Annotated in this window: 11 protein-coding genes and 1 riboswitch; of the genes, 2 read left to right on the top strand and 9 right to left on the bottom strand. The window is 43.0% G+C overall.

Going from position 1 to position 11,826, the window contains the following annotated elements; genetic code table 11:
• Nucleotides 1-41: 41 nt before the first annotated feature.
• A riboswitch (TPP riboswitch) is annotated at nucleotides 42-146 on the bottom strand.
• Between the two features lie 164 nt (nucleotides 147-310).
• Nucleotides 311-1,393 (top strand): 3-phosphoserine/phosphohydroxythreonine transaminase, encoded by a 1,083-nt coding sequence (gene serC / locus IRY55_RS02855; RefSeq protein ID WP_235961003.1) that lies wholly within the window; start codon nucleotides 311-313, stop codon nucleotides 1,391-1,393.
• Between the two features lie 115 nt (nucleotides 1,394-1,508).
• Here the strand turns inward: serC and prpB are convergent, their stop codons facing one another.
• From prpB to mmgD, 3 genes are read right to left on the bottom strand one after another with little or no spacing between them, the layout of a single operon-like run.
• Complete coding sequence (gene prpB, locus IRY55_RS02850; protein WP_194561739.1) at nucleotides 1,509-2,423, bottom strand: methylisocitrate lyase; 915 nt, start codon at nucleotides 2,421-2,423, stop codon at nucleotides 1,509-1,511.
• Nucleotides 2,424-2,450: 27 nt separating this feature from the next.
• Complete coding sequence (locus IRY55_RS02845; protein WP_194561738.1) at nucleotides 2,451-3,899, bottom strand: bifunctional 2-methylcitrate dehydratase/aconitate hydratase; 1,449 nt, start codon at nucleotides 3,897-3,899, stop codon at nucleotides 2,451-2,453.
• A 34-nt stretch (nucleotides 3,900-3,933) separates the two neighbouring features.
• Nucleotides 3,934-5,031, bottom strand: a complete 1,098-nt coding sequence (gene mmgD, locus IRY55_RS02840) for a citrate synthase (protein WP_194561737.1) — start codon at nucleotides 5,029-5,031, stop codon at nucleotides 3,934-3,936.
• Between the two features lie 153 nt (nucleotides 5,032-5,184).
• Here mmgD and IRY55_RS02835 point away from each other — a divergent pair, with 153 nt between their 5' ends.
• Nucleotides 5,185-6,054 carry a LysR family transcriptional regulator gene (locus tag IRY55_RS02835; RefSeq protein ID WP_194561736.1) on the top strand — a complete coding sequence of 290 codons (870 nt, stop codon included), beginning with the start codon at nucleotides 5,185-5,187 and terminating at the stop codon, nucleotides 6,052-6,054.
• A 36-nt stretch (nucleotides 6,055-6,090) separates the two neighbouring features.
• Here IRY55_RS02835 and IRY55_RS02830 read toward each other — a convergent pair whose 3' ends face one another.
• From IRY55_RS02830 to IRY55_RS02805, 6 genes are all read right to left on the bottom strand, one after another.
• Entirely contained in the window at nucleotides 6,091-7,575 is a 1,485-nt protein-coding gene (locus IRY55_RS02830) for a DNA/RNA helicase domain-containing protein (protein WP_194561735.1), read from the bottom strand.
• A 149-nt stretch (nucleotides 7,576-7,724) separates the two neighbouring features.
• Nucleotides 7,725-8,933 carry an RtcB family protein gene (locus IRY55_RS02825; RefSeq protein WP_194561734.1) on the bottom strand — a complete coding sequence of 403 codons (1,209 nt, stop codon included), beginning with the start codon at nucleotides 8,931-8,933 and terminating at the stop codon, nucleotides 7,725-7,727.
• A gap of 179 nt (nucleotides 8,934-9,112) precedes the next feature.
• Entirely contained in the window at nucleotides 9,113-9,484 is a 372-nt protein-coding gene (locus IRY55_RS02820; protein WP_194561733.1) for a DsrE family protein, read from the bottom strand.
• Nucleotides 9,485-9,558: 74 nt separating this feature from the next.
• Nucleotides 9,559-10,104, bottom strand: a complete 546-nt coding sequence (locus tag IRY55_RS02815) for a DUF420 domain-containing protein (RefSeq protein ID WP_194561732.1) — start codon at nucleotides 10,102-10,104, stop codon at nucleotides 9,559-9,561.
• 12 nt (nucleotides 10,105-10,116) lie between these two features.
• On the bottom strand, nucleotides 10,117-10,851 hold the full coding sequence (locus IRY55_RS02810; RefSeq protein WP_194561731.1) for an SDR family NAD(P)-dependent oxidoreductase: 735 nt from the start codon (nucleotides 10,849-10,851) through the stop codon (nucleotides 10,117-10,119).
• The gene (locus tag IRY55_RS02805) at nucleotides 10,838-11,794 is read right to left on the bottom strand and encodes an MBL fold metallo-hydrolase (RefSeq protein ID WP_194561730.1); all 957 of its coding nucleotides are present in this window, start codon (nucleotides 11,792-11,794) and stop codon (nucleotides 10,838-10,840) included. Before IRY55_RS02805 ends, IRY55_RS02810 begins: the two co-directional genes overlap by 14 nt.
• Nucleotides 11,795-11,826 lie beyond the last annotated feature (32 nt).

The raw sequence follows: 11,826 nt of genomic DNA, 5'->3' as shown, positions 1-11,826 counted from the left end.
ACCTCAAAAAAGCGCACATCGGTGAATTGTCCGATGTACGCATAGTTTCGTATTCGACTCCCTACATTGGCATGACCCAACAGGTTCAAATGGTCTATGATCACATCATACTCTCAGCCTGTTTACAGACTCCCACATCTCGTATTCTTTTGCTTCATTAGTGTAACGTGAAAACCCTATTCCTGCAAACGTTTTTACTGCTTCAAGGCAATGTTTTGAAAGATTCAAGTAATTTTCACAATCGCTTTAAAAAATGCGCTATAATAAAGGAGCAACATATTTTTTCAATTACACAAACGAGGTGGAACCATTGACAAGAGAAACTACATATAACTTTAACGCAGGTCCTTCTGCTTTACCGACAGTCGTGTTAGAACGTGCCCAAGCACAATTGCTCGACTTCGAAGGCAATGGCATGTCAATTATGGAAATGAGTCACCGTGGCAAAGTGTACGAAGCGGTGCACAATGCAGCGATTGAACGCATGCGCAAACTTTACAACATTCCAGAAGATTATGAAGTAATTTTCATGCAAGGTGGCGCAAGCTTACAATTCTCGATGATTCCGATGAACTTCTTAAGCGAAGGCGAAACAGCAGGATACGTCATGAGTGGTTCATGGTCACAAAAGGCATTAAAAGAAGCAAAAATGCAAGGGGTCGCATATGAAGTAGCCTCTTCAAAAGACAATCAATTTAAAAATATCCCGATGGACTGGAACGTACAAGACAATACGCGCTACATCCATATGACATCGAACAATACGATCTACGGTACGCAATTTAAAGACATTCCAGAAGTGAATGTTCCATTAATTGCTGACATGTCAAGTGACATTATGTCAAAACCAGTGGACGTATCGAAATTCGCGATGATTTATGCAGGCGCTCAAAAGAACTTAGGTCCTTCTGGTGTAACAGTTGTCATCGTGAAAAAAGACTTCCTCGAAACAGCGAAAGAAGAAAATCCGACGGTGCTTCAATACAAAACACATGCAGATTCAAACTCGCTCTACCATACACCACCGACATTCGGCATTTACATGTTAGGTGAAGTATTAAAATGGATTGAAGAACAAGGTGGATTAGAAGCAGTCGATCGCCAAAACGAAATGAAAGCAGGACTCATTTACGATGTGATCGATGCGAGCGAAGGCTTTTATTATGGACATGCGGACAAAGATAGCCGTTCACTTATGAACATTACGTTCCGTGTAGCAGATGAAGCGTTAGAAAAGCAATTTTTAGCAGAAGCAGCGGAAGCTGGATTCGTCGGCTTAAACGGTCACCGTTCTGTCGGTGGATGCCGCGCGAGCGCATATAACGCTGTTCCGGTAGCAGCTTGTGAAGCACTTGCAACATTTATGAAAGAATTCCAAGCGAAACATGCATAATAGCTAAAACAAAAGCGAGCGATGATTGTCGCTCGTTTTTTTGTCGACTTTTTGAAAACACCAAAAAACGGCAATGCGGTAAACATTGCCGTTCGTAATGGGATTGTTTGTACAATTAATCTTTTTGTTGATCAGGTAAAATCGTTTGAGCGATATTTGCATCGAGTGCTTCGAAGTCGTGCAATTGAATCGTTTCATACAATTCTGCACGTGATTGCATATTGTCCAATTGACTCTTTTGTGTGCCTTCTTCCATAATTGCGTTAAATACACGCTCGTATGCTTTTGCTGCAACACGCAATGATGTCACAGGATAAATGACGAGATCATATCCGAGTTTTTTGAACTCTTCTGCCGTATAATACGGTGTTTTTCCGAACTCTGTCATGTTCGCGAGCAACGGTGCGTTCACACGCTTACTGAACTCTGCGAATTCTTTCTCATCGTGAAGCGCTTCTGGGAAGATGACATCCGCCCCTGCTTCTACGTATTTGTTCGCGCGTTCGATTGCGCTATCTAAATCTTCTACTGCACGAGCATCCGTACGCGCGACAATGACTAATGTCGGCGCAACTTGCTTAATCGTGCTAATTTTTTGCATCATTTCTTCTGTCGTCACGAGCTGCTTTCCGTTCAAGTGACCACATTTCTTCGGAAGCTGTTGGTCTTCGATTTGAACAGCCGCAACACGCGCTTCGACCATTTCTGTTGCTGTACGAGCGACGTTCAATACGCCACCGAAACCTGTATCGATATCGACAAGTGTCGGTAAGTTCGTTGAGCGGATGAGATCACGTGCACGGTCCGCTACTTCTGTAGACGTTAACATGCCGAGGTCTGGAATTCCTTTACTCGCAGTGTAGGCTCCTCCTGATAAGTAGAGTGCTTCGAATCCTGTTCGTTTTGCAACGATCGCTGCCATCGAATCGTGAGCACCCGGAATTTGAAGAATTTCCGGGCTTTTCACGAGTTCAAGGAAGCGTTCTGCTAATTCTGCTTGTGGCGTTGGCTGTTGGATAATCCACGTCATCGTAATCTTCCTTTCTATGCGTACGTCTTATGCGAATGCAAGTAATGCCATTAATTCGTGTACTGGTGTATCTTGGAGACGCTCATCGTCAAGCAATAACTCTTCGATTGCGTTCGCCTGTTTCGATGCGAAACGTGTTGCGATATTTTGTTCGAACTTTTTGACGATCTCTGGGAACGCTTCTTGACGGCGGAAACGGTGACCGAGTGGGTATTCTACTGCAACATTGTCCGTCGTCGTGCCATCTTTAAATTTCACTTGAACCGCGTTAGCGATTGAGCGCTTCTCTGGGTCTAAGTAGTCTTTCGTATATTGTTCATTTTCAACGACAACCATCTTATCGCGCAACTGGTCGATCATCGGGTTCGCTGCTGCTTCATCTTCATAATCTTCCGCTACTACGTTACCGTTCATCAATGCGATTGCTGTGATGTATTGTAATGAGTGGTCACGGTCAGCTGGGTTGTGGAGTGGTCCACGCTTGTCGATAATACGGATTGCTGATTCGTGTGTCGTAATTGTAATTTCTTCGATTTCGTCGAGACGATCTTTCACTTCTGGGTGCAATGTTACGCCAGCTTCTGCCGCTGTTTGTGCGTGGAACTCTGCAGGGAATGATACTTTGAACAAGACGTTCTCCATGACGTAGCTTCCGAGTTCGCGCTCGAGTGTAACTTCCTGTCCTTTGAAGAGAACATCTTGGAAGCCCCATCCTTTTGTCGTAAGTGCTCCCGGATAACCCATTTCACCTTTCATTGCGATGAGTGCTAATTGAACAGCACGGCTCGTCGCATCTCCAGCAGCCCACGATTTACGTGATCCTGTGTTTGGAGCGTGACGGTACGTACGTAAGCTTCCGCCGTCTACCCATGCGTTTGAAAGTGCGTTTAATACTTCTTCACAGCTTCCACCGAGCATTTTCGCTGCTACTGCAGTCGATGCTACTTTAACGAAGAATACGTGGTCAAGTCCGACACGGTTCAAACTGTTCTGAAGTGCGAGAACCCCTTGAATTTCGTGTGCTTTAATCGACATTTCAAGAACTTCTTTCACTTTTACTGGCTCTTCACCGTTCGCTAAACGAACTTGGCTTACGTAGTCAGCGATCGCTAAGATGCTTCCTAAGTTATCTGATGGGTGACCCCACTCTGCTGCAAGCCATGTATCATTATAGTCTAACCAACGGATAAGAACACCGATGTCGAATGCACCTTTCACTGGATCGAGTACATGTGATGTTCCTGGTACGCGCACACCGTTCGGTACAATTGTCCCTTTCACGTGTGGGCCTAACATTTTTGTACATTCTGGGTACTCTAATGCTAAAATAGCACATGAAATACTATCCATCAATACATAGCGTGCCGTTTCGAAAGCTTCCTTGCTGTCAATCTCCTTGTCGAGTACGTAATCAGCGATTGCTGTGATGATCTCGTCATACTCTACACGTTCGTTTAAATTCGTTAATTCAGTCATCTAACTCTTCCTCTCATATACAATTTATTTTCTATTAGTAGTCGCGTCCGATATACTTAACACGTGGACGGAAAATACGGTTGTTCTCATGTTGCTCAATAATATGAGCTGTCAGTCCTGCTGTACGCGCTACGAAGAAGATTGGCGTGTACAAAATAATCGGAATATTAAGCTTCCAATAGACAGGAGCTGCATAGTAGTCGAGGTTCGGGAATAATCCTTTTTCCTCTTTCATGACGCGCTCACCTGCTTCACACATACGGAGCAATGTATCGTCACCATCGCGCTCTGAAAGCTCACGCAAGTGCTCTTTCATCACTGAAGCACGTGGGTCCATACGGTCCATGTATACGCGGTGACCGAAGCCCATAATTTTTTCTTTGTTTTTCAACTTCTCACGGATGAGTTCTTCGAATGCTTCTGGTGTTGAAACTTCATTCAACATATGCATCACTGCTTCGTTCGCTCCACCGTGTAAGTTCCCTTTCAATGAGCTGACTGCTCCTGTCAATGCACCGTATAAATCTGCGTTTGTCGATGCGATGACACGCGCTGTAAATGTCGAGTTCGGCATTTCGTGCTCACTGTAAAGTAAAAGTGATTTATCGAAGATTTTCACTTCTTGTTCTGTCGGTACTTCCCCAGTAATCATATACAAGAAGTTTGCGCTATACGATAAATCGTCTTTCGGCATCAATGTTGGTTCATCCACTAAAATGCGGTAGCTGTTCGCTGTAATGATCGGTAATTGTGCAAGCAACATGTAAGAACGTTTAATATTCATCGCATGTGAGCGATCTTCTAAATCATCATCATACCCTGCGAGTACAGATACTCCCGTACGTTGTGCGTCCATCGGATGAAAACGACCGTTTTGGAGTTTCAAAATATCGAGCACCGTTGTTGGAAGTGCCTGATACTTATGTAGCTTTTTCTCCACTTCTTGGCGTTGCTCATCTGTTGGTAGTTCCCCTTCTAACAACAAGTGTACAATGTCTACATATGAGTTTGTTTTCGCTAACTCGATTAAATCATATCCACGGATGACGATTTTTTCGACCTCCGTGTCCAATACTGAAATTTCCGTCTCACTAACGACGACCCCTTCTAAACCTGGTTTAAACTGTTCCATAACAATTCCCTCCCCAATAAATTCTAAGCGTGTAAGCCTTTACATTTCTGGCCCGACGTCTTATCTTTACTTTAAAGGATGTGGAGTCATTTGTGAACTAGGCATTTTTGAATACTAGCCATCGAAAAAATCGATTGCTGAGGAGGAATCACCATGAACTGGCAAGATATCGAACTACTCGTTACGTTATATAACACGAAAAACATCACTCATGCAGCGAATCAGCTGTATGTTTCACAATCTACATTATCGTCACGTTTACATAATTTAGAGAAAAAATACGATATTCCGATCGTTTTACGCAAGCGACGTGGCATTACGTTCACCCCAGAAGGCGTCATGTTAGCGAAATTCGCGCAAAATATGCAACGTGAACATGAAAAAATGCGCGAACAACTCGACAATTTACAAGGAGCGGTCGCTGGTACACTGCGCGTCGGCGTCTCCAACTTCTTCGCTTTAAACAAAATGCCAAAGCTACTCCGCCTCTTCCAACGCGAGCATCCGAATGTCGAATGTCACGTCATTACAGGGTGGAGTAGCGAAATGTATCGCAAGCTGCTCAATCATGACGTCCATGTCGTCATCATTAAAGGTGACTATCCGTGGCAAGAAGGGAAGCAATTGCTTTATCAAGAGTCGATCGTCGTCGCTTCCCCTTGGGATTTCGACTGGGTCGACTTACCGAAGCTTCCGCGCATCGACTACCATACCGATCAGACAATGAAACAAACAGTTGAACAATGGTGGTATACGAAATATAAACAAGAACCGTTCACAAATATTTACGTCAACCAAGTTGAAACATGTAAAGAGATGATCGTCAATAAGCTCGGATACGGTATCGTCACCGAACTCGTCGTCCAACGCAATCCCGACCTTGTCATCAACCCACTCATCACGAAAGACGGAGAGTTGTTAACGCGACCGACATGGCTCTATTACGGGTCTGATGCCCTCACATTAAATGTCGTTCGTGCCTTTATCGATTTCGTCTTAAAAGTCGATGTGAAACGATTTTAAAAAGCAGAGAATCTTCTCAACGAGGATTCTCTGCTTTTACATATCGGCTTCTTTCAATGGAAGAACGTGCAAGCATGTTTCGAGCACTTCTAAGTTGTTTAAAATGACGACATATAATTGCTCGCGCGCACGCGTCATATTTTGATGAATCATATGCGCTGCTAAATAATCATTCGGCGTACGATCGACGAGACGTCCTTCTTCATTATAAGTGACGGCCTCTCCAATAATGATGATTACTTTATCAAATTCTTGCCCGATTACTTGAAGGGAATTTCGTTCATAATTGAGCGACATTTCTCGAATCAAATCCCCGTTCATCGGTGGGACAGTATAATCGATGAACTGCCAACCACGACGAGCCTTTAATTGAACGAATTGTTTCGCATCCTGCAAATTCGTAAAATATTGAAAATGAATATTTTCATACGGACGGAGTTGATCCGGACGACGACGGTCGAACAACTTTTTCGTAAATGAAATAATTTCTTTATTTGAACGTATGCGTCCAGTCAATCTGAAGGGGCGCTCCGCAGTCGTCACGCGTTGAAATGTTTCTTCATTGCGGTATTTCGCTTCTTCTCGACCGATATATTGACGCGGATCGTAAGAAAATAATAAATGGACATCGTTTTGATAACTATAGGTAAGCAATTTTTCAATATGACTCGGATGCATGCGTTGCGCTTCATCCACGACGATTAACGATGACTTTGGCAAATGATGATCTAAAACGTGAGCGGCTCGAATATCAAAGCCTTCTTGTTTTAACCTGAGATGTCCTTCATTTAATAAACCACAATGGATGATTGTCACAGCTTGTTGCTGATCATGGAAATGCTTCGCAATATCGTAAGTGAGTAAAGTTTTCCCTGTTCCTGCTTCTCCTTCTACTGCCAAAATTTGATTGCCTAGCTTCGTATGCAATAAATGCAAAATCGTATTTTTAAATTCTTGTTGTTGAGACGTTAAAAAATATTGTGAATTTAAAAAAGGACCGATTTGATTAAATGGGGATACTAAATATTGTGTCGGCGTAAATAATTGCCCAACATCCGCTTCCAACAAATTTTCCTGTCTCGCTAAGACGTCCAGTAATGTCTTTAATGAAGTTTCTTCAAATCGGTCATCTTTTAATGTATACAATTTTCGTTCTGAACTGACGAATGTAAAGAGGTGAACTTCTCGATTTAAACTGTTTAAATAGTATCGGTTTTGACGCAATTGTTTCTCCATCCGCTCTCCTGTCTGTTGACGCTTCAATTCAATATCAACGACGAGCCGATCACAAACACGCAATAAATCAAACTCTTTACTAATTTGTTCAATGCGATAGCCGACAAAAAAATTATGAAGCGGGAAAATTGTCCCATGTTCATAAATCGCTTCGACGAGTAACTCCAAATCTTCCAGTTCGTGCGCTTTTATTTCAATTCCGAAAGAATCTAGAAAACGTTCAAGCATCGGCGTCGGTAAACTTTGTTTCGCCGCAATAATCGATTGCAAATTAATGGCTTTCAACGGATTCTCCTCTTTTCTCATCTTTCGATTCATTTATACTATAATCATTCTTATAGTTTTTCATTTTAACATTTACTATTGAATCATGCATCTTTCTGCTTATTTAAAAAACTACCACTTACTGACTCATTCAGTAAGTGGTAGTCCATTTAATCTTTATACGGATCGAATTCATTCGCTCCTGCCATTGCGACACCGATTGGACGCAATGTGTGTAAAATATCGAGCGTTTCATCATGCTCTGCTAAAACAGAAGCTAACTTCCGGTAAACGAACGGACTTTCATCTGTTCCTCCCCCGCGCAATTCAACGCCTGCTTCTCGAATCGCATCTTGCATCATACGCTCTGTCACCTTCCCACCACGGCGTTTTTTCGTCTTCCAGTTCATTTTGCCTGCCGCTTCCGTTCGGCTCATAATGCGACCTGCTCCGTGCACCGTGCTATACCAAGCTTCACGATTCGCTTCATTATCTTTACCTCGCACAATGACCGATTGATCGCCCATACTTCCTCCGATAAAACCGAGCTGCCCTGGTGCTGAAGGTGTTGCCCCTTTACGCACGACGATGTATTCACGTCCATCATGTTGCTCTTTCCAAGCATAATTATGATGGTTGTGCACTTCAAATGTTGTTTCTGCCCCTAAAATATCGAGCACTTCGTTCATAACGACGTCGCGTCCTGCATACGCGTAAATTCCCGCTAGACGCATCGCTTCCATATACAATTGACCGAGCTCTTCCTCTAAACTTAAAAGCGTTGGCAATTGCTCCATCGACTCTCCTGGCGCACGGTCTAAAAATTGGCGTCCTGTTGCGACATTCAAAAAGCCACTCGCTGTCTTATGCCCGAATCCACGGCTACCGAAGTGATTCGCAACCCAAACATCACCTGTTGCTTCTTCTACGAAAATATCGACGAAATGATTACCCGCTCCTACCGTTCCGAGTTGTTCATAGGCGAGTTTCTTTAAAATATCATGTTCTTGTTGACCGAATTGGCGATACACGTACCAGCCGTCATCTTCAAACAAAGCATGATCGACACGCTCTTTATTTTTCCGACCGATTCCGAATGAAATACGCGATGCGACCGCATCCATAATGTTCGGTAAATCTTCTCGAATGTCTTCATACTTCAAATTCGTACGGACCGCTTTATTTCCGCAAGCGATGTCATACCCTACGCCAGACGGTGCGACTTGCTCTTCATAGGCAATGACGCCGCCGACTGGTTGGCTATAACCGTAATGCCCGTCTGCACAAAGTACACCGCCTCCAACTCGTCCTGTTTGTAAACAGTTTTGAAATTGGCGCAATGTGCCTTCTTCATGTTGACCGAATACTTTCGTCTTCATGTTCATTCTCCTCTAAATGTGAATTTGCCGGTTCACTCTACATGCAATATAATATGTATTTTTTCATTTGTCAATTTCAAGTGAGAAGGCAAGTATCCTCCATACTTTGGATGTACACAACGACTTTTCTTCCATAAAAAATAATAGCTCACTCCACTTACGGAATGAGCTATTATCCATTAATTCAATTGCAATGATTTTTCCGCTGCCATAATCGCATCAACTACGTAGTCTGCTGTAACGATTTCCGCTTCTGGAATTAAATCTTCTGCTTTCACACCGTTGTGCTCCATGCAGTTGGAACATACTTTAATTTTTGCTCCTGCTTCTAAAAAGAGTGGAAGCAATTCACCTACCGCCTTAAATGGTGAACCGATATCGATCGTTTCTGCATAGCCTTTTGAAGCTAAATGAACCGCATCTGATAATAAAAGTAATTCTGTTTTCAAGCCTTTTTGTGCAGCTTTCCAACCCATTGTAAATGCGATTGTGACGTTGTTGCTGTCGCGCTCATGCGCTGTTAATGTGACGAGTAAATCAATTTTATCCATTATTGTTCCTCCTCTTTCTATACCCTTATAGGTATATTAACATGTGAATTTCAGAAGAACAATGTATTTGCTTATTAGTAATAAGGACGAATTAAAATGTAGACGAGCACACCTGTAAAGGCAACATATAGCCATAACGGCATCGTAATGCGAGCAATTTTACGGTGCAGTTCGACATTGCGATTCCATGCGCGCGTGACAGAGATAAGCACCAGTGGTACGATACCTGCTGCGAGCACGATATGGGTAATGAGAACGAAGAAATAAATCGGACGTAAAATCCCTTCTCCTCCGTACGGTGTTGACGGTGCTAAAAAGTGAAATGTGACGTATGTTACTAAGAAAAGTGTCGTCGTCGTCAGCGCCGCATAAATCATTTTCATATGCGCATCGACATTCCCTTTTTTAATCATGATGAGCGCAAGTACTAAAAAAATAAACGTAAAGCTATTGAAAATGGCATTCATGAGCGGAAGAATGGTAATATCAAATGCATCAAAATTTTCTACCCCTGGCAAGCGTGATAAGATGGCGATTGCTCCAATTAAAATGATGGAGACGATCCAAATAAATGGTTTGTAATTTCTTTTTTTATACGGTTTCGTGTAGTAATTAGACATAAAGGACTCCTTTTATTTTTTATTAAAAAATGAACGACCGAGTGTTTCGACGAGACTCGGCATTAAATTGTACAATTTACTCGACCAAAACATTGCTTTCGGTACATTCGTTTCTCTTTTTCTCGTACGCATAATCTGAATGACCGCATCAGCAACTTGTTCAGGAGATAGAAGCCATCGTCCGAGCGACTGTTTATAACTCCCTGATTCATCAGCTAAATCGATGAACGGTGTGTCAATCGGCCCCGGGTGCACGACGCTCACTTTCACATTGTGCGGAGCAAGTTCCATACGGAGCGCGTTCGTATAGCCGATGAGTGCATGTTTCGTCGCAGCATATACGCTCGCTTTCGGCGTCGCGACCTTCCCTGCTTGACTGCCGATATAAAGAAGTTGTCCTCCGCCTTGTGCGATCATATGACGTGCAATTCGCGATGTTAATTTCATCGGCATTTCAATATTTGTGCGACACATTTGTTCAATTTGTGCATCCGTCACATCGACAGCCGCTTCAAAAAATCCACACCCTGCGCTGAAAATGACAATATCCGCTTGCCATTCATCACGCCAAGCATCCTTTAAGCCGTCAAAAGCAGCAACATGATAGCCACATGCCCTCATTTCTGAAAGGCGCACTTCATTGCGACCGAGTACGAGCAATTGACACTGGTCACGCAAGCGTTCTGCCACAGCGTAACCGACCCCACTCGTCCCACCGATAATGATCACACGCTTATGCTCGAACATATTCATACACTCCACACAAATTCAAATGCTCCACAACATCGCCTCGCAATACGAGAAGATCCAGTTGCCCGATCACTTGAGATAACGTAAGACCTAATATTTTATCATATTTCGTCGGGTACATTTCTTTAGTCAATTGAAACACAGTTTTCGGTTGCTCCGTTACATGCTTCCATAAGCGTTCCAAACGACGTTCAATTTGTGCAAGACGCATGTCAATCAGTTCATTCGGACGATCGATGATGATCTCGTCATGCGCCGCATAAACACGACTTAATTCCAAGTTTCGCATTTTCAATAAAGAATCTCGGTATTGTACGAGTGACTTCGGACGTGCCGCTCCAATTTCCAAAGGCGCTTCAAGTAGCGGATTCGGCAAAGTTCCCGACAATAACATATCTCCACCGAAACATTCTCTTGTCTCTTCATGAACGAAAATAAAATGACTTTGCGCATGTCCGAGTGTTTCATAGACGAGCCAATCCGGATGATGAGGTAAATGGTCCCCTTCTTGTAAAAATTGATCCATTGAACGATGCGCCATATATTGAAAATTACCTTCTATAGCTTTTTTCCAATATAAAAAGTGTTCAGGTACCCCGAAAGATAATAAGGTTTGCATAAAGAAAGAATAGTGCCAGTTAAAAAAAGATTCACTTCGCGCCATCCATTCTCCGGTATAACGATGTCCAATCACGACAGCGTTCGGGAATAAATCAGTCCATCCCGCATGGTCGGGGTGATGATGCGTTAAAATAAGTTGTTCGATTTGTTCGAGTTTAATTTGTTGAGCAGCGAGTTGTTCGATAATTTGCGTGCGTGCGACTTCTGTTCTAGGCGCTGCATCGATTAACGAGAGCACTTCGCCATGAAGTAAAAAACTATGAATCGGACCGACTTGGAACGGGGTATCAATCGAAATCGATGTAATCGTTTCACGCATCGGCATCCCTCCTTTATTTTTCATATTGTTCT

This window comes from Savagea serpentis, from assembly GCF_015351395.1.
In the GTDB taxonomy this organism is placed as follows: Bacteria; Bacillota; Bacilli; order Bacillales_A; family Planococcaceae; genus Savagea; species Savagea serpentis.
The sequence above is the reverse complement of the archived record's forward strand: the minus strand, read 5'-3'. Positions and strand labels throughout refer to the sequence as shown.